The sequence below is a fragment of the Thauera sp. WH-2 genome, assembly GCF_048321015.1.
Lineage (GTDB): Bacteria > Pseudomonadota > Gammaproteobacteria > Burkholderiales > Rhodocyclaceae > Thauera.
The window spans coordinates 178,340-194,531 of record NZ_JBLWFG010000002.1 but is presented as its reverse complement, the minus strand read 5'-3'; the positions used below and the strand labels follow the sequence as shown (position 1 = coordinate 194,531).

17 protein-coding genes are annotated in these 16,192 nt (G+C 65.5%); 8 read left to right on the top strand and 9 right to left on the bottom strand.

What is annotated here, in order from left to right; all coding sequences use genetic code 11:
- The first annotated feature begins 77 nt into the window (after positions 1 to 77).
- Positions 78 to 1,595 carry a glycerol kinase GlpK gene (gene glpK / locus ACNKW1_RS05110; protein WP_418363517.1) on the top strand — a complete coding sequence of 506 codons (1,518 nt, stop codon included), beginning with the start codon at positions 78 to 80 and terminating at the stop codon, positions 1,593 to 1,595.
- The gene (locus ACNKW1_RS05105) at positions 1,596 to 3,140 is read left to right on the top strand and encodes an FAD-dependent oxidoreductase (protein WP_418363516.1); all 1,545 of its coding nucleotides are present in this window, start codon (positions 1,596 to 1,598) and stop codon (positions 3,138 to 3,140) included.
- Here ACNKW1_RS05105 and ACNKW1_RS05100 read toward each other — a convergent pair.
- Positions 3,098 to 4,438: an ATP-binding protein gene (locus tag ACNKW1_RS05100; protein ID WP_418363515.1), complete on the bottom strand. Its 1,341-nt coding sequence runs from the start codon at positions 4,436 to 4,438 to the stop codon at positions 3,098 to 3,100. The genes ACNKW1_RS05105 and ACNKW1_RS05100 overlap by 43 nt on opposite strands.
- Complete coding sequence (locus ACNKW1_RS05095; protein WP_418363514.1) at positions 4,435 to 5,202, bottom strand: response regulator; 768 nt, start codon at positions 5,200 to 5,202, stop codon at positions 4,435 to 4,437. Before ACNKW1_RS05095 ends, ACNKW1_RS05100 begins: the two co-directional genes overlap by 4 nt.
- 197 nt (positions 5,203 to 5,399) lie before the next feature.
- Between ACNKW1_RS05095 and ACNKW1_RS05090 the strand changes: the two genes are divergently transcribed.
- Positions 5,400 to 5,945: a Spy/CpxP family protein refolding chaperone gene (locus ACNKW1_RS05090; RefSeq protein ID WP_418363513.1), complete on the top strand. Its 546-nt coding sequence runs from the start codon at positions 5,400 to 5,402 to the stop codon at positions 5,943 to 5,945.
- A gap of 167 nt (positions 5,946 to 6,112) precedes the next feature.
- Here ACNKW1_RS05090 and aceA read toward each other — a convergent pair whose 3' ends face one another.
- The 4 genes from aceA to clpS all read right to left on the bottom strand — a co-directional run bounded on the left by aceA (position 6,113) and on the right by clpS (position 11,019).
- The gene (aceA, locus tag ACNKW1_RS05085; protein WP_418363512.1) at positions 6,113 to 7,426 is read right to left on the bottom strand and encodes an isocitrate lyase; all 1,314 of its coding nucleotides are present in this window, start codon (positions 7,424 to 7,426) and stop codon (positions 6,113 to 6,115) included.
- A 340-nt stretch (positions 7,427 to 7,766) separates the two neighbouring features.
- The gene (gene rraA / locus ACNKW1_RS05080) at positions 7,767 to 8,246 is read right to left on the bottom strand and encodes a ribonuclease E activity regulator RraA (RefSeq protein WP_418363511.1); all 480 of its coding nucleotides are present in this window, start codon (positions 8,244 to 8,246) and stop codon (positions 7,767 to 7,769) included.
- A gap of 190 nt (positions 8,247 to 8,436) precedes the next feature.
- Complete coding sequence (gene clpA / locus ACNKW1_RS05075; protein ID WP_418363510.1) at positions 8,437 to 10,710, bottom strand: ATP-dependent Clp protease ATP-binding subunit ClpA; 2,274 nt, start codon at positions 10,708 to 10,710, stop codon at positions 8,437 to 8,439.
- Complete coding sequence (gene clpS / locus ACNKW1_RS05070) at positions 10,711 to 11,019, bottom strand: ATP-dependent Clp protease adapter ClpS (RefSeq protein ID WP_418363509.1); 309 nt, start codon at positions 11,017 to 11,019, stop codon at positions 10,711 to 10,713.
- 484 nt (positions 11,020 to 11,503) lie between these two features.
- On the opposite strand from clpS, the gene ACNKW1_RS05065 reads away from it, so the two are divergent.
- Positions 11,504 to 11,707 (top strand): cold-shock protein, encoded by a 204-nt coding sequence (locus tag ACNKW1_RS05065; protein ID WP_418363508.1) that lies wholly within the window; start codon positions 11,504 to 11,506, stop codon positions 11,705 to 11,707.
- Positions 11,708 to 11,883: 176 nt separating this feature from the next.
- On the opposite strand, the gene rpmG is transcribed toward ACNKW1_RS05065, so the two are convergent.
- The 3 genes from rpmG to radC form a co-directional block, all read right to left on the bottom strand.
- On the bottom strand, positions 11,884 to 12,051 hold the full coding sequence (gene rpmG / locus ACNKW1_RS05060) for a 50S ribosomal protein L33 (protein WP_075149299.1): 168 nt from the start codon (positions 12,049 to 12,051) through the stop codon (positions 11,884 to 11,886).
- A gap of 25 nt (positions 12,052 to 12,076) precedes the next feature.
- Positions 12,077 to 12,313 (bottom strand): 50S ribosomal protein L28, encoded by a 237-nt coding sequence (gene rpmB, locus ACNKW1_RS05055; RefSeq protein ID WP_002924478.1) that lies wholly within the window; start codon positions 12,311 to 12,313, stop codon positions 12,077 to 12,079.
- A gap of 145 nt (positions 12,314 to 12,458) precedes the next feature.
- Positions 12,459 to 13,136, bottom strand: a complete 678-nt coding sequence (radC, locus tag ACNKW1_RS05050; RefSeq protein ID WP_418363507.1) for a RadC family protein — start codon at positions 13,134 to 13,136, stop codon at positions 12,459 to 12,461.
- A 74-nt stretch (positions 13,137 to 13,210) separates the two neighbouring features.
- Here radC and coaBC point away from each other — a divergent pair, with 74 nt between their 5' ends.
- From coaBC to ACNKW1_RS05030, 4 genes are all read left to right on the top strand, one after another.
- Complete coding sequence (coaBC, locus tag ACNKW1_RS05045; RefSeq protein WP_418363506.1) at positions 13,211 to 14,407, top strand: bifunctional phosphopantothenoylcysteine decarboxylase/phosphopantothenate--cysteine ligase CoaBC; 1,197 nt, start codon at positions 13,211 to 13,213, stop codon at positions 14,405 to 14,407.
- A 50-nt stretch (positions 14,408 to 14,457) separates the two neighbouring features.
- Positions 14,458 to 14,907, top strand: a complete 450-nt coding sequence (gene dut, locus ACNKW1_RS05040; protein WP_418363505.1) for a dUTP diphosphatase — start codon at positions 14,458 to 14,460, stop codon at positions 14,905 to 14,907.
- Positions 14,907 to 15,341 (top strand): NUDIX hydrolase, encoded by a 435-nt coding sequence (locus tag ACNKW1_RS05035; protein WP_418363504.1) that lies wholly within the window; start codon positions 14,907 to 14,909, stop codon positions 15,339 to 15,341. The genes dut and ACNKW1_RS05035 overlap by 1 nt, the downstream gene beginning before the upstream one ends.
- 224 nt (positions 15,342 to 15,565) lie before the next feature.
- Entirely contained in the window at positions 15,566 to 16,186 is a 621-nt protein-coding gene (locus ACNKW1_RS05030) for a c-type cytochrome (RefSeq protein ID WP_418363503.1), read from the top strand.
- Positions 16,187 to 16,192 lie beyond the last annotated feature (6 nt).

The window sequence follows — 16,192 nt, the reverse complement described above, 5'->3', positions numbered from 1 at the left end:
GCGCTTGGCCGGAGTCGCCCCAGAACCGTGTTTCGGCGTTAGGCTTGCGTCATCGCACGCACCAACCGGAGATCGCCATGGCTTACCTGCTCGCCCTCGACCAGGGCACGACCAGTTCGCGCGCCATCGTGTTCGATGAGGGCTTGCGCGTGTGTGGCCTCGCGCAGGCCGAGTTCGCCCAGCACTTCCCCGCGCCGGACCGGGTCGAGCATGATGCGAACGACATTTTGCGCACCCAGCTCGATTGTGCGCGCGAGGCGCTCGCCAATGCCGGTGTTCCGGCACGTGCGGTGACCGCGATCGGCATCGCCAACCAGCGCGAGACCACCGTGTTGTGGGAGCGTGCAAGCGGACGTGCACTCGCCCCCGCGATCGTGTGGCAGGACCGCCGCACCGCCGCCGAGTGCGAGCGTTTGCGCGCTCTGGGCTGGGCGGAAGAGCTGCGTGAGCGCACGGGGCTGGAACTCGATCCGTATTTTTCCGCGACCAAACTGGCCTGGTTGCTCGACAGCGTCCCCGGGGCCCGCGTGCGTGCCGAGGCGGGGGAACTTGCCTTCGGCACGGTGGACAGCTGGCTCGTGTGGCACCTGAGCGGCGGACGCCTGCACGTCACCGATCCCGGTAACGCCTCGCGCACGCTGCTCTTCAACCTTCGTGCGCTGGACTGGGACCCGGTGCTGCTCGAGCGCTTTCGCATCCCGCGTGCGCTGCTGCCGCGAGTGGTGCCGAGTAGCGGTGTTTGCGGCGAGACGGATGCGCGGGTTTTCGGTGCGGCCATCCCGATCGCCGGCATTGGCGGCGACCAGCAGGCAGCGACCTTCGGCCAGGCGTGCCTGCGCCCCGGCATGGCGAAGAACACCTATGGTACGGGCTGCTTCCTGCTCATGAACACCGGTACGCGCCCGGTGATCTCGCGCAACCGGCTGCTGAGCACGGTGGGCTGGTGCAGCGCCGGCGGACAGGCCAGTTATGCGCTCGAAGGCAGTGTGTTCATGGGCGGCGCCGTGGTGCAGTGGCTGCGGGACGGACTTGGGCTGGTGAAGAAGGCTGCCGAGGTGGAGGCGCTCGCGGCGAGTGTGCCCGACAGTGGCGGGGTGGTGCTGGTGCCGGCGTTTACCGGCCTAGGGGCACCGTACTGGGATGCACGTGCACGCGGCACGCTGCTCGGGCTGTCGCGTGGCAGCGGTGCTGCGCACATCGCGCGCGCGGCGCTGGAGGCAATCGCGCTGCAGAGCGCAGACCTGGTCGATGCCATGGCCCGTGATGGAGCGGCTGCGTTGAACGAACTGCGTGTAGACGGCGGTGCGGCGGCCAACGATCTGCTGATGCAGTTGCAGGCGGATGTGCTGGGGGTGCCGGTGCTGCGCCCGCGCTTGCTTGAAACCACTGCGTTGGGCGCGGCGTGTCTTGCCGCGCTGGGGTGCGGCCTGTGGCAGGACGAGGATGAGATCGCCGCGCGCTGGCAACTCGACCGCCGCTTCGAGCCTCGCTGGTCGCCGGCACGTCGGGCCGAGGCGCGTGCATTGTGGTCACGAGCGGTCGAACGTGCGCGCGATTGGGCGCAAGATGTGGGGCAGGGGGCGGAGTCCGTTTGAATGTCCGCCCCCTATTCCCGTGACGCCCTGTTGGCGCGGCTGGCAGCGATGCCGTCATGGGACGTGCTTGTCATCGGCGGCGGTGCCACTGGCCTCGGTTGCGCGCTCGATGCCGCGGCGCGCGGGTATTCGGTGCTGCTGGTCGAAGCGCGCGACTTTGCCGCGGGGACCAGTTCTCGCTCGACCAAGCTGATCCATGGCGGCGTGCGCTACCTTGCGCAGGGCCGGTTTTCGCTCGTGCGCGAGGCCCTCCGTGAGCGTGGTCATCTGCTGCGCAACGCGCCGGCCCTGGTACGCCCGCTGCGCTTCGTGGTGCCGGCGCGTGGGCGGCTCGACCGCCTGCGTTTGCGGGTGGGCCTGGGACTCTACGACCGGCTTGCGGGCGGGCTGCGCATTGCACCCTGTGAGGGGCTGGAGCCGGCAGCCCTGGGTGCGATGATGCCGGGGGTTCTCACCCCGGGGGCAGGTGGCGTGGCGTACTGGGATGCGCAGTTCGACGATGCCGCGCTGGCACTCTCGCTCGCCCGCAGCGCCAGCCAGCATGGGGCGCTGGTGTTGAACCACTGCCGGGCGGACGGGCTGCTGCAAGCGGGTGGCCGCGTGTGCGGCGCGGTGCTGGCCGAGCGTGCGAGCGGACGCAGTTTCGAGGTGTTGGCGCGGGTCGTGGTCAACGCCACCGGGGTTTGGGGCGATGCGGTGCGGCGCATGGCAGACCCGCGGGCGCATACGCTGCTCAGGCCCAGCCAGGGCGTGCATCTGGTGGTCGATGCGACGTTCCTCCCGGGGCGAGATGCATTGCTCGTGCCGCACACTGATGACGGCCGGGTGCTGTTCATGATTCCCTGGCAGGGCAAGCTGCTGATCGGTACGACCGACACGCCCCGTGAGGGTGTGCCGGAGGAGCCGGCACCGCTTGCCGGAGAGATCGAGGGCTTGCTTGCCGCCGCAGGGCGCTGGCTGGTGCGTGCGCCTGACATGGCGGATGTGCGCAGCGTGTTCGCCGGCTTGCGTCCGCTGCTGGGCGGGTCATCCGCCGAGGCGAGCAGTCGCGTCTCGCGCGAGCACCGGGTTGAGGTGTCGGCGCAGGGTCTGGTGAGCGTGCTGGGCGGAAAGTGGACCACGTACCGCAGCATGGCGGAGCAGGCGATCGACCGCGCGGAGGCGGTGGCGGGCCTTGCGCACCGTGCCTCGTCGACGGCCACCTTGGGGCTGGATTGCGACATGCCCTGGGGCTGCACTGCCCCGCATGATGCGGCGCTGCTGCCGGGTGGCCAGCATGCCTGTCTGCTGCCCGGGGTGGATGCGGTGCGCCATGCCGTGCGTGAGGGCTTCGCGCTCGATGTGGAGGACGTGCTCGCGCGGCGCAGCCGGGTGTTGTTCCTGGATGCGGCGGCAGCGCAAGCAGCCGCTGCGCCGGTGGCGGACATCCTCGCCGCGGAACTGGGCTGGAGCGCGGAGCGTCGTGCCGAGTCGCTGGCGGCTTTCCACGCGCTGGCGGGCCGCTACCGCAGCGGCAGCTGCACGCAGGCCTCGAGTCCGCCCTGAGGGTGATTGCGCAGGCTCACCTCGCCGCCCTGGCCGCGCAGCAGGTTGCGGGCGATCGCCAGCCCCAGCCCGGTGCCGCCGGTCTCCCGGTTGCGCGACGATTCGGTGCGGTAGAAGGGCTCGAACACCTTCTCGAATTCGGCTTCGGGCAGACCGGGGCCATGGTCGCGGACGAGGATCTCGCAGTGGGCTGCGTCGCATGCGAACGTGAGCTCGACCGTCTCGCCGAACTTCACCCCGTTCTCGATCAGGTTCCACAGTGCGCGGCGCAGTGCGGGCGGGTTGCCGATGACCCGTCCGCTGCAGTCCTCGGGCACCCGCACCATCCAGCCCATGTCGCGCGCATCCTCGGCGAGCGCCTGCAGCAGCGGGCCGAGCTCGATTGGCTGCGGTGCGGTGCGCTCGTCCAGGCTGCGCGCATAGGCCAGGCCCTCCTTGACCAGCCCCTGCATCGCGTCGAGGTCCGACTGGATGCGGGTGCGCAGGTCTTCGTCCTCGACCATCTCGGCGCGCAATCGCAGTCGGGTGATTGGGGTCTGCAGATCGTGCGAGATGGCCGCCAGGATGCGGGTGCGCTCGGTGACGTGTTCCGAGATGCGTTGCTGCATCTGGTTGAATGCGGCAGCTGCCTGTGCGACCTCGGTCGGGCCGCGCACCGCCATCGGGGCCCGCCCGGGGTCTTCGCCCAGTGCGCGTGCAGCCTCGGCCATGCGTGACAGCGGGCGGGTGGCCAGCCGCACTGCGATCCAGGTGAGCAGGCCTACGCCCAGCACCAGCGCCGCAAGTGCAGCAAACAGACGCTCGGGCGCACGCTGGATCACCGGTGGCGCGGGGGGAATGTCAGGCAGGCGGATCTGCAGCGGGGTACCGTCGGCCAGATGAACGAGCACGAGCAGCATCGGATGCGAGCGTTCGTTGCGGCGGTGGGTGTACATGTCGAAGCTGCGCTGCGGCATCGCAGCCTGCAGCGCGGTGCGCAGCGGGTGTTCGCCGGCGAGTGGGCGAAGGTGTTCGTGCGGCGGCCGCAGCGTCAGGCGCAGGCGGCGGCGACCGATCTCGTCGAGCCAGCGCTCGCGTTCGGGGCCGGACATGGAATCGAGCAGATCGGCTGCGGTGGCGATCTCCTGAGCGACACCTTCGAACAGCGCACTGCGCCCCACGCGTTCGCGCTCGCCGACGAAGAGGGCGAAGCTCACCGCGAGCACCAGCGCGATGCCGACCATCCAGATCAGCATCAGGCGGGCAAAGAGCGTGCGCGGCGCGAGGCGGTGCAGCCAGGATGGCCCGTGCAGGTTCATGGGGTGCTGCCTAGCGGCGCAGTGTCGCCGACGCTGACTTCGCTGGCGAGCACATAGCCTTCGTTGCGCACCGTCTTGATGATGGACGACTCCCGCGCGTTGTCGCCCAGGCGCTGGCGCAGGCGGCTCACCAGCAGGTCGATCGAGCGATCGAACACGTCCGCTTCGCGCCCCTGGGTGAGTTCCATCAGTTGGTCGCGCGAGAGAACCTTCTGCGGGTGCGACAGGAACACGCTCAACATGCGGTATTCCGCACCCGAGAGCGCGACCACGCTGCCGTCCGCATCGATGAGGTGACGGTTGACCGTGTCTAGCAGCCAGTGCGCGAAGCGCAGCGTACGCGCGTTGGCCGGCGGCGCGGCCTCCAGATTGGGCGGCAGCGCGCGGGTGCGGCGCAGCACCGCGCGGATGCGCGCGAACAGTTCGCGTGGCAGGAAGGGTTTGGGCAGGTAATCGTCCGCGCCCATCTCCAGACCGATGATGCGGTCCATGTCCTCGCCGCGTGCGGTCAGCATCAGGATCGGGGTGTTCGCGTGCGCCCCGCCGCCTGCGCGCAGGTTGCGGCACAGGCTCAGGCCGTCCTCACCGGGCATCATCACGTCGAGCACGATCATGTCGATACGGTGTGCCTCGAGTGCCGCCTTCATCTCGCGGCCGTCGGCCGCAGTGGTGCAGCGCAGCCCCTGCTTCTCGAGGTAGTCGGCGAGCAACTGGCGGATGTCGCGGTCGTCATCGACGATCAGGATGTGGTCGGCGGTGTTCATGCAGGATTCTCCATGGCCGGGATCATAAGCGCGGGTGAGGGGAGGTTTGTATCCCAGCGTATCAAACACGGCCTCTGAGACAAGAGGCTGCAAAAGCGCCGCTGCCGGACAAATGGGGCTTACACCGCGGTGATGTAATGGCTCCGTCGCCCAAGCGAACGGGCAACACCCACTTGGAAACCCACAGGAGAACGATCATGAAAACCTGGATGAAAACTTCGCTCGCTGCTGCCCTCATCGCCACTGGCGCAATGGGTTCCACCGCGGTACTCGCATGGGGTGGTCACTGCGACGGCATGCGCGGCGGCAAGGCGGGCTGGACGCAGGTCGAACCCGAGCAGGTGAAGGCCCGCATGGCCCAGCGTGCTGAGCTTCATATGGCCCGCCTGGAGTTGTCGCTTGCGCTGAAGCCCGAGCAGAAGGCAGCCTTTGAGACTTTCAAGTCCGACATGAAGGCGCGTGCCGAGCGTATGGCGACGGGCATGGCCGAGCGTAGTGCGGCGGGTGTGGCGCAGACTGCGCTGCAGCGCATGCAGCGCATGGAAGAGATGGGCTCCCTGCGTCAGACCGAGATGGCCCAGGCGCGCAAATCGGTCGAAACCTTCTATGCGACCTTGAGTGATGCGCAGAAGACGGTGTTCGACGCCGAGTTCCAGAACATGGGGCGCAAGGGCGACCGCGGCATGCGTGGCGGCAGGGGCGGACCGCATAACGGTAGCGGCATGGGGCCGGGCCGCGGCTGATCCTCAGATTTCGCGGATGCGTTGACGAAGAAGGGCTGCCCTGCGGGGCGGCCCTGTCGTGGGCGGGGCTCGAACGCGGGCGCATCCCGCTATCGCCGGCTCAAAGAAAAGGCCACCCCGCAGGATGGCCCCGTCTCCTCCCCCTTGTTATGCGGGGATGCAGTTTCTTAGTGGAACTGCTCTTCTTCGGTCGAGCCGGTCAGCGCCTTGACCGAGGAGGAGCCGCCCTGGATCACGGTGGTGACTTCGTCGAAGTAGCCGGTGCCGACTTCCTGCTGGTGGGACACGAAGGTGTAGCCTTGTTCGCGCGCGGCGAATTCCGGCTCCTGGACCATTTCGACGTAGTGCTTCATGCCTTCGCCGCGAGCGTAAGCGTGGGCGAACTTGAAGGTGTTGTACCAGTTGACGTGGATACCAGCCAGGGTGATGAACTGGTACTTGTAGCCCAGCGCCGACAGCTCTTCCTGGAAGGAGGCGATCTGCGAGTCGTTGAGGTTCTTCTTCCAGTTGAAGGACGGCGAGCAGTTGTAGGACAGCAGCTTGCCCGGGCAGGCGGCCAGCACGGCCTGGGCGAACTCGCGGGCGAAGCCGATATCGGGCACGCCGGTTTCGCACCACACCAGGTCGGCGTAGGGGGCGTAAGCGACGCCGCGGGAGATCGACTGCTCCAGACCGTTCTTGACGCGGTAGAAGCCTTCCTGGGTGCGCTCGCCGGTGAGGAAGGGCTTGTCGTTGGCGTCGTAGTCGGAGGTGATCAGGTTGGCAGCCTCGGCATCGGTACGGGCCAGAATCAGGGTGGGCACACCCATGACGTCGGCGGCGAAACGCGCGGAGATCAGCTTCTCGATGGCTTCACGGGTCGGCACCAGCACCTTGCCACCCATGTGGCCGCACTTCTTGGCGGCGGCCAACTGGTCTTCGAAGTGCACCCCGGCGGCACCCGCGGCGATCATGTTCTTCATCAGTTCGAAGGCGTTCAGCACGCCGCCGAAACCGGCTTCAGCGTCAGCGACGATCGGCAGGAAGTAGTCGATGAATTCCTTGTCGCCCGGGTTGACACCACGCGACCACTGGATTTCGTCCGCGCGCTTGAAGGTGTTGTTGATGCGGCGAACCATGGTCGGCACCGAGTCGTAGGCGTACAGCGACTGATCCGGGTACATGGTCTCGGAGGTGTTGCCGTCGGCGGCGACCTGCCAGCCCGACAGATACACGGCTTCCAGGCCAGCCTTGGCCTGCTGCATGGCCTGACCGGCGGTGATCGCGCCGAAGGCGTTCACATAACCCTTCTTGGCGCCGCCGTTGACCTTCTCCCACAGCACCTTGGCGCCACGCTGGGCCAGCGTGTACTCGGGCTGCAGGCTGCCGCGCAGGCGGACGACGTCGGCGGCGGTGTAACCGCGCTTGACGCCCTTCCAACGGGGGTTCTCGGCCCAGTCTTTTTCCAGGGCGGCGATTTGCTGTTCGCGGGTCAGAGTCATGATGCGTCCTTGTCAGTGCAGAAGGGGGTCAACCATCGCGGCGGTTTCAGGCACCGGTCGCGGTGTTACGGCTGCAGCTGGCTCGAGGGAGAAACCTGCTGCAGATGGGACGGAAGTATAGGGGTCATTCCGCGCAGCAGCAATATGTCTTATATAAGACATAAGAAAAAATCTTCTGTTTGAAAAACAGTTGCTTGGATCTTATTTTTTGTATCGTGAAAGAATGTGGAGCGCTGTGAAATGGTTTTTCGCCTCTTTCGTGTTGCGCTGCACGCAGCGCCGGTGGCGAAGCCGGTGGGCCGCCACCGGATCGCCCCAGCCCGTTTCGGCAGCGACAGGTTTACAGCAGGGCTTCGGCGCTGACGATCACGCCATCCTCGTCCGCGTAGGCGTAGTGGCCCGGCTGGAAGGTGACGCCACCGAAGCTCACCGGCACGTCAATCTCGCCGGTGTTGCGCTTGACCGTCTTCTTTGGATGGGTACCGAGCGCGAACACGCCGAGGTCCATCTCGCCAATCGCTTTCGAGTCGCGGATGCAGCCATAGACGAGGATGCCTGCCCAGCCGTTCTTCACCGCCAGCTCGGCGAGCTGGTCGCCGACGAGCGCGCAGCGCATCGAGGCGCCGCCGTCTATGACGAGTACGCGACCTTCGCCCGGGCTCTCCACCGCCTTGCGCACGAACGAGTTGTCCTCGAACAGCTTCAACGTGGAGATCGGTCCGCCGAAGGCGGCGCGGCCTCCGTAGCTGGCGAACATGGGTGCCACGACGGCGAGCTTGTCTTCGTGGGCGTCGCAAAGGTCGGCGGTCTGGATATTCATGCTGGCTCCTCGAAAGAAGGGGGCTATGCGTCGGGCGACCGGCGCGGGAGCGGGCATGATAAACGAGACGATCCGCGAAGCGTTCTGTGCCTTGTGCGCCTGGGCTTGGGGCGCTGCGTCGGAGCGGTATGAAAAATAACGGCACGCCGCGTTACCGCAGGCGTGCCGTCTTGCCGCAGAGGCGCATGGATCAGGCGGTGGCCGCTTCCGTTTCCTCGAACACGAGCTTGACCTTGTCGTTCTCGTCGAGGTCGATGGTGACCTTGCCACCATTGACCAGGCGACCGAACAGCAACTCGTCGGCGAGCGCGGCGCGGATGGTGTCCTGGATCAGGCGGGCCATCGGACGGGCGCCCATCAGCGGGTCGAAGCCGGTTTCCGCCAGCCAGGCCTTGAGTTCCTCGCTGAAATGGGCCTCGACCTTCTTCTCGTGCAACTGCGCCTCGAGCTGCATCAGGAACTTGTCGACCACGCGCAGGATGATCTCGTTGTCGAGCGCCTTGAAGGAAATCATTGCATCCAGCCGGTTACGGAACTCCGGCGTGAACAGGCGCTTGATCTCGCTCATCTCGTCGCCCGCCTCGCGCTTGGCCGAGAAGCCGATCACCGACTTCTGCATGGCCTCCGCGCCCGCGTTGGTGGTCATGACGAGGATCACATTGCGGAAGTCCGCCTGGCGGCCGTTGTTGTCCGTCAGCGTGCCGTGGTCCATGACCTGCAGCAAGATGTTATAGATGTCCGGGTGGGCCTTCTCGATCTCGTCGAGCAGCAGGACGCAGTGCGGCTTCTTGCTGATCTGCTCGGTCAGCAGGCCACCCTGGTCGAAGCCGACGTAACCCGGGGGAGCGCCGATCAGGCGGCTGACGGCATGGCGCTCCATGTACTCGGACATGTCGAAGCGCACCAGCTCGATGCCCAGGGTGTAGGCGAGCTGTCGGGCGACCTCGGTCTTGCCGACACCGGTGGGGCCGGAGAACAGGAAGGAGCCGATCGGCTTCTGGGGGTTGCCGAGACCGGAGCGTGACATCTTGATTGCCTTGGCCAGCGCCTCGATCGCAGCGTTCTGGCCGAAAACGACATTCTTGAGGTCGCGCTCAAGTGTCTTCAGTGCCGCCTTGTCGTCGTTGGACACCGTGCGCGGCGGGATGCGGGCGATCTTGGCGACGATCTCCTCGATCTCGTTCTTGCCGATGGTCTTCTTCTGCTTCGACTTGGGCAGAATGCGCTGTGCCGCGCCGGCCTCGTCGATGACGTCGATCGCCTTGTCCGGCAGGTGGCGGTCGTTGATGTACTTGGCTGACAGTTCGGCCGCGCTCGAGAGCGCCGAACTGCTGTACTTGATCCCGTGGTGCTCCTCGAAACGGGTCTTGAGCCCCTTGAGGATCTCGATGGTCTCGGCGACGGACGGCTCGACCACGTCGATCTTCTGGAAGCGCCTGGAGAGGGCGTGGTCCTTCTCGAACACCTGGCGGAACTCGTTGTAGGTCGTGGCGCCGATGCACTTCAGCTGACCGGAGGAGAGCGCCGGCTTGAGCAGGTTGGATGCGTCCAGCGTGCCGCCCGAAGCTGCACCCGCACCGATCAGCGTGTGGATCTCGTCGATGAACAGGATGGAGCTCGGGCTCTCGGTGAGTTGCTTGAGCACCGCCTTCAGGCGCTGCTCGAAGTCACCCCTGTATTTGGTGCCCGCGAGCAGCGAGCCCATGTCGAGCGCATAGACCTGGGCATCCTCCAGAATCTCGGGTACGCGGCCTTCGACAATGCGGCGTGCCAGTCCTTCGGCAATCGCGGTCTTGCCCACGCCGGCTTCTCCGACGAGCAAGGGGTTGTTCTTGCGCCGACGGCACAGGGTCTGGATGACGCGTTCGACCTCTTTCTCGCGGCCGATCAGGGGGTCGATCTTGCCCACCAGGGCCTGCTGGTTGAGGTTCTGCGTGTAGGCTTCGAGTGCGCCGCCGCCTTGCTTGTCTTCCTGCTCCTGCTCACCTGCTTCCGCTTCGCCACGGGAGGGGGCCGAACCACCTTGCGGCGGCGTCTTGGCGATGCCGTGCGAGATGAAGTTCACCACGTCGAGGCGGGAGATGTTCTGCTTCTGCAGGAAATACACCGCATGCGAATCCTTCTCACCGAAGATTGCGACCAGCACGTTCGCGCCGGTGACCTCCTTCTTGCCGGAGGACTGGACGTGAAGGATGGCGCGCTGGATGACGCGCTGGAAGCCAAGCGTCGGTTGCGTGTCGATGTCCTCGGTGCCTTCGATGCGGGGCGTGTGCTCCTCGATGAAATTCGCCAGTTCGCGGCGCAAATCGGCGACTTCCGCATTGCAGGCGCGTAGCACCTGTGCCGCGGACGGGTTATCCAACAGGGCAAGCAGAAGATGCTCCACGGTGATGAACTCGTGGCGTTTCTGACGTGCCTCGACGAAAGCCATATGCAGGCTGACTTCAAGCTCTTGCGCGATCATTCAATTCTCCTCCATCACGCATGCCAGCGGATGCTGATGCTGACGAGCAAACGAGGTGACCTGCTCTACCTTGGTCGTGGCGATGTCTCTTGGGAAGACGCCGCATACCCCCATGCCCTCTCTGTGGACTTGGAGCATGACTCGCGTGGCACGTTCGCGATCCATGCCGAAATATTTCTGCAGCACGGCGATGACGAAATCCATCGGCGTGTAATCGTCGTTCAACAGAAGCACCCTGAAAAGGGGGGGCGGACGCGTCTGTGTCCGCTTTGCTTCGAGAATGACTTCATCTTGTTTTCGGGTGCCCATGAAACCATTCTAATGAAGTCGAACGAGAGTGCAACACGGCAGATGAGCGGCAAATGAGCGGCAGCCGGGCCTTGAACTGTGATCAGTCAAAACGCTGGCTGCGCGCACGTCGGCAGGCGGACGAGCGGCTGAAGGCAGGCGCACACGCGAGCGCTGATGGATCTTGCGGCGCGCGCGCCGGTGTTGTTTCGGCGCGAAGGTGAAGGCATCGATCGTGCAATGCGCAATGCGCCGAAGCCCTTTTGCCTCGCGGCCTGGAGGTCCGCGGGGCGCATCGGGAGGGTGATCGATGCTGCGCTGCGGTATCCGTGGGGGTGCGAAAGACCGTTGACGCTGCCGTGCCGAATGCGTAAAACCGGCTGCGTGCGCAGGCCGGGACTTGATGCCGAGGAGATCCGAGGTAGTACTGATCCTTCGTCGGCGCCACAGCAACCGCAGCAGCACCGCTGCGGAGTAAAGAGCAACCTTGAAGGATTCAAGCAATATGGCAACTGGTACCGTCAAGTGGTTCAACGATTCCAAGGGTTTCGGCTTCATCACGCCGGATGATGGAAGCGAGGACTTGTTTGCGCATTTCTCGGCCATCAACATGAACGGCTTCAAGTCGCTCAAGGAAGGCGAGAAGGTCTCCTTCGAGGTGACCCAGGGTCCGAAGGGCAAGCAAGCCTCGAACATCCAGCGTGCATGATGCAGCAGGTCGGCCGGCAGGCCGGCCTTGCGTGAAACGCGGGTATTGAAACACGAAGGCCATCAGCGAGCTGATGGCCTTCGTGCATTCTGGAGCTGACGCAGCTTGCGCTGCCGACCGGCGCATTGCGGGGAGATTCCGCGCAACGTCGCGGGCGGCAAGCGCCCGCACAAGCCTTACTTGAGCTTGATTTCCTTGTACGGCACGTGCTTGCGAGCGACGGGGTCGTACTTGTTGAACTCGAGCTTACCGGGGGTGGTGCGCTTGTTCTTCGTGGTCGTGTAGAAGTGACCCGTACCGGCGGTCGACTCCAGCTTGATCTTCTCGCGGATGCCCTTGGCCATGGCTTTCTCCGTTCAGTTCGGTTGCTTAAAGCTTCTCGCCACGGGCGCGAAGCTCGGCAACGACGACGTCGATGCCTTTCTTGTCGATCGTGCGAAGACCGGCGTTGGAAACGCGCAGGCGGATCCAGCGGTTCTCGCCTTCGCTCCAGAAGCGACGGCTCTGCAGGTTGGGCAGAAAACGGCGCTTGGTTTTGTTGTTAGCGTGGGAAACGTTATTTCCCACCATCGGTGCTTTACCGGTCACTTGGCAGACGCGAGCCATACGATGCTCCAGGGAATTCTGATTGCGGAAAACGCAAAAGGATAAACGAACATGTGCGCTCATGGCAAGCCCCGCGCCGGGATCGTGCGCGTGAATTTCGTGAGCTGTTCGTGGGAAAACTGCCGGTGTGCTGGCCGGTAAGGGCTTACAGCAGGCCGCGTTCGGCGAATGATACCGGAGATCCGTGTGCCGGGACCACGAAATGGTCGAGTACGCGCACATCGACGAGGCCGAGCGCATCTTTCAGTGCGCGGGTGAGCAACTCGTCCGCGGTGCTGGGTTCGGCGGCGCCGGAGGGGTGGTTGTGGGCGAGGATGACCGCTGCGGCGTTGTGTGCGAGGGCGAGTTTGACGACCTCGCGCGGGTAAACCGAGGTTTGGGTGAGGGTCCCCCTAAACAGGTCTACGGCGTCGATCAGGCAATGTCTCGCATCGAGCAGGAGAATGCAGAAGGTTTCGTGCGGAAGGTGGCCCAGACGCAGGCGCAACCAGTCGCGCACGACCTGCGGCGAATCGAACAGCGGGCGTTCGCGCAGGGTTTCGGTCAGGGCTCGCCTCGACAGTTCCATCGCGGCCTGCAGTTGGGCATACTTCGCCAGGCCCATGCCGGGTACCGCGGAGAAGTCCCGTGCACTCGCGCCGCACATGCGGGTCAGGCTGCCGAAGCGAACGAGAAGCACGCGTGCCAGATCCACCGCGCTCTGGCCCGGGATGCCCACGCGCAGGAAGATCGCCAGCAGCTCGGCGTCGGACAGGGCTGCAGCGCCGCGGGCAAGCAGTTTTTCGCGGGGGCGCTCTTCTGCCGGCCAGTCGGTGATCGCCATCGTACGGGACTCCTCAGGGCGCGCGCCGCGCCAGTGACAAGGGCATGAACTGCCATCGATTATAAGCGTACGTCATGAATATTCTGAAGGGCCGCAGGATTGTTCTCGGGGTCACCGGTGGCATCGCCGCCTACAAGGCTGCCGAGCTCGTACGACTGCTCGGCAAGGCGGGGGCCGATGTGCACGTGGTGCTGAGCGAGGGCGGAGCGCGCTTTGTCACCGCGGTCACCTTCCAGGCGCTCTCGGGCAACCGGGTGTGGACCGAGCTCTGGGATGTGCGCATGGACAACAACATGGCGCACATCGACCTCGGGCGCGATGCGGATGCGATTCTGGTGGCGCCCGCGACTGCCGATTTCATCGCGCGGCTCGCCCAGGGGCGCGCCGACGATCTGCTCAGCACCCTGTGCCTTGCGCGTGACGTACCGCTGATCGTCGCGCCGGCGATGAACCGCCAGATGTGGGCGTCACCGCCGACGCAGCGCAACCTGGCGCAGGTACGTGCCGATGGGGTCACGGTGTTCGGTCCCGCGGCGGGCGACCAGGCCTGTGGCGAGACGGGCATGGGGCGCATGCTCGAGGCCGAGGAGTTGGTGGAGCATCTTTCGGCATTCTTCGTGCCCAAGCGGCTCGCCGGCCGCAAGGTGGTGATCACTGCGGGGCCGACCTTCGAGGCGATTGACCCGGTGCGTGGCATCACCAACATCAGTTCGGGCAAGATGGGATATGCGCTGGCACGTGCCTGCGCGCAGGCCGGAGCCGAGGTCGCGCTGGTGAGCGGGCCGGTGGGGCTGCCAGCGCCGGTCGGGGTGCGACGTGTGGACGTGACCGGGGCGCTGCAGATGCGCGAAGCGGTGTTCGCGGCCTTGCCGGGCGCTGACGTGTTCATTGGCGTGGCGGCGGTGGCCGATTACCGCCCGCAGCAGGTGGCCGAACACAAGATGAAAAAAAGTGGGGATACGCTCACGATCACGCTCACGCCGAACCCGGACATCCTCGCTGAAGTGGCCGCGCTGGAGCGCCCGCCCTTCTGCGTGGGTTTTGCGGCCGAAAGCCGCGACCTGGACGCCTACGCGGAAGGCAAGCGGCGCAACAAGCGGCTGCCGATGCTGGTGGGCAATCTGGTCAGCGACGGTATGGGGGGGGACGACAACACCGTGATCATCTATGACGATGCCGGCCGTCACCCCCTGCCGCGCGCGCCCAAGGCCGAGGTCGCGCGGGACATCGTTACCCATCTCGCGGACCTTCTCGGACGGCGGGAACACTGAAACCTCAGCCGCGCGCTGCCATCGCAGCCATGCGGGATGGAGAACCGCTTATGCACCGCATCGACGTCAAGCTGCTCGATGAGCGCCTCAGGACACACCCGCCCGCGTATGCGACCGAGGGCGCGGCGGGGCTTGACCTGCGCGCCTGCCTCCCGGGCCCGATCACCCTTCACCCCGGCGAGACGACGCTGGTGCCGAGCGGCCTGGCCATCCATCTCGCGGACCCCGGTCTCGCCGCGATGGTGCTGCCGCGCTCCGGCCTGGGGCACAAGCATGGGATCGTGCTTGGCAACCTGGTGGGGTTGATCGATTCGGACTACCAGGGCCAGGTCTTCGTATCCGTCTGGAATCGGGGGCGGGCCAGCTTCACGATCCAGCCGATGGAGCGCATTGCCCAACTGGTGGTGGTGCCGGTGTTGCAGGTGGGCTTCAACATCGTCGACAGCTTCGAGCACAGCGTGCGCGGTGCTGAAGGCTTCGGCAGCACGGGCAAGCATTGATGCATGCCGGCATTCCCACCGGGGTGCACGTGATCTGCAGGCGTGCGGGGCGGATTCTGCTCATGCGCCGCGCAGGGACGGGCTTTTTCGACGGTCTGTACAGCTTGCCGGGCGGGCACGTGGAGCCGGGCGAGCCGGTGCGGGCTGCAGCTTGCCGGGAGTTGCTCGAGGAAACAGGGCTTCGGGTCGCGAGCGCGTCGCTGTCCTGGATGGGTGTGGTGCACCGGCTTTCAGACACCAATCGCATCGACTTTTTCTTCGAAGCGACCGATGTCGATGGTGCGCCGCGGATCTGCGAGCCGGACAAGTGTGACCGGCTCGACTGGTATGCGGAGGATGCCCTGCCGGACGAAATGGTCGAATACGTCCGCTGCGCACTGCAAGCGGGGGCGGCTCCATGGATGCTGGAGCTGGGCTGGACCGCAGAGCGCTGAGGTCAGGCGCGCGGCAACGGCGAGATCTCCGTGTGCAGGCGTGTGGCGGCGCGACCGTGCTGCTTGGGCGGTAACGCGGAATGTGATGCAGCGGAGTCTGATCGATCAGGTTCTGATCTGTTAGTTTCGATCTTGTCCAAAGTATGGCGGAATTCTTATAATCCTCCGTGATGATCAGACGCCACGCAGGTGCGCGGCGAGCGGAGAGCCGCGAGGAGAGCGCGATGAAGATCTGGAAGAGGCTGGCCGTTTCCTGTGCTGTGGGCCTTGCGACGCCGCTGGCGATCGCTTCGGGCGAACTGCCCGAGGTCGATCTGGCCCGCGCGGCCGAGATCAGCGGCGGGCGCTGTGCGCTTTGCCACGGTCCGGAGGGTGACAGCTCTTCGCCGCTCTATCCGCGTCTGGCCGGACAGCACCATCAGTACATCGCCAAGCAGCTCGCGGACTTCCAGTCCGGGCGGCGCCAGAGCGACACCATGAACGGCATGGCGCAGGACCTCACCAAGGACGAGATGCTCGCCCTCGGCGTGTATTTCGAGAAGAAGCCGACCAAGGCTCGTCCGGCGCGAGATGAAGAGCTCGCCGCGATCGGGCGCTTCATCTTTCATCGCGGAAACGAATACTCGGGTGTGGCGGCGTGCACCGGCTGCCATGGCGACAACGGCCACGGGACGGAGGAGTTGCCGCGCCTCGCCGGCCAGGTGCCGCGATATACCGAATCGCAGTTGAAGTCCTTCAACAAGCGCGAGCGCACCAACGACAACGAGATCATGCACTCCATCGCCTCCAAGCTCACCGAGCTCGAGGTCAAGGCGGTTGCGCTGTACATCAGTACATTGGAGTGAGTCCAA

What these genes read in the sequence shown, in the direction of transcription:
- glpK (WP_418363517.1), top strand. Translation starts at nt 78, where the DNA reads ATGGCTTACCTGCTCGCCCTCGACCAGGGCACGACCAGTTCGCGCGCC.
- ACNKW1_RS05105 (WP_418363516.1), top strand. Translation starts at nt 1,596, where the DNA reads ATGTCCGCCCCCTATTCCCGTGACGCCCTGTTGGCGCGGCTGGCAGCG.
- ACNKW1_RS05100 (WP_418363515.1), bottom strand. Translation starts at nt 4,438, where the DNA reads ATGAACCTGCACGGGCCATCCTGGCTGCACCGCCTCGCGCCGCGCACG.
- ACNKW1_RS05095 (WP_418363514.1), bottom strand. Translation starts at nt 5,202, where the DNA reads ATGAACACCGCCGACCACATCCTGATCGTCGATGACGACCGCGACATC.
- ACNKW1_RS05090 (WP_418363513.1), top strand. Translation starts at nt 5,400, where the DNA reads ATGAAAACCTGGATGAAAACTTCGCTCGCTGCTGCCCTCATCGCCACT.
- aceA (WP_418363512.1), bottom strand. Translation starts at nt 7,426, where the DNA reads ATGACTCTGACCCGCGAACAGCAAATCGCCGCCCTGGAAAAAGACTGG.
- rraA (WP_418363511.1), bottom strand. Translation starts at nt 8,246, where the DNA reads ATGAATATCCAGACCGCCGACCTTTGCGACGCCCACGAAGACAAGCTC.
- clpA (WP_418363510.1), bottom strand. Translation starts at nt 10,710, where the DNA reads ATGATCGCGCAAGAGCTTGAAGTCAGCCTGCATATGGCTTTCGTCGAG.
- clpS (WP_418363509.1), bottom strand. Translation starts at nt 11,019, where the DNA reads ATGGGCACCCGAAAACAAGATGAAGTCATTCTCGAAGCAAAGCGGACA.
- ACNKW1_RS05065 (WP_418363508.1), top strand. Translation starts at nt 11,504, where the DNA reads ATGGCAACTGGTACCGTCAAGTGGTTCAACGATTCCAAGGGTTTCGGC.
- rpmG (WP_075149299.1), bottom strand. Translation starts at nt 12,051, where the DNA reads ATGGCCAAGGGCATCCGCGAGAAGATCAAGCTGGAGTCGACCGCCGGT.
- rpmB (WP_002924478.1), bottom strand. Translation starts at nt 12,313, where the DNA reads ATGGCTCGCGTCTGCCAAGTGACCGGTAAAGCACCGATGGTGGGAAAT.
- radC (WP_418363507.1), bottom strand. Translation starts at nt 13,136, where the DNA reads ATGGCGATCACCGACTGGCCGGCAGAAGAGCGCCCCCGCGAAAAACTG.
- coaBC (WP_418363506.1), top strand. Translation starts at nt 13,211, where the DNA reads ATGAATATTCTGAAGGGCCGCAGGATTGTTCTCGGGGTCACCGGTGGC.
- dut (WP_418363505.1), top strand. Translation starts at nt 14,458, where the DNA reads ATGCACCGCATCGACGTCAAGCTGCTCGATGAGCGCCTCAGGACACAC.
- ACNKW1_RS05035 (WP_418363504.1), top strand. Translation starts at nt 14,907, where the DNA reads ATGCATGCCGGCATTCCCACCGGGGTGCACGTGATCTGCAGGCGTGCG.
- ACNKW1_RS05030 (WP_418363503.1), top strand. Translation starts at nt 15,566, where the DNA reads ATGAAGATCTGGAAGAGGCTGGCCGTTTCCTGTGCTGTGGGCCTTGCG.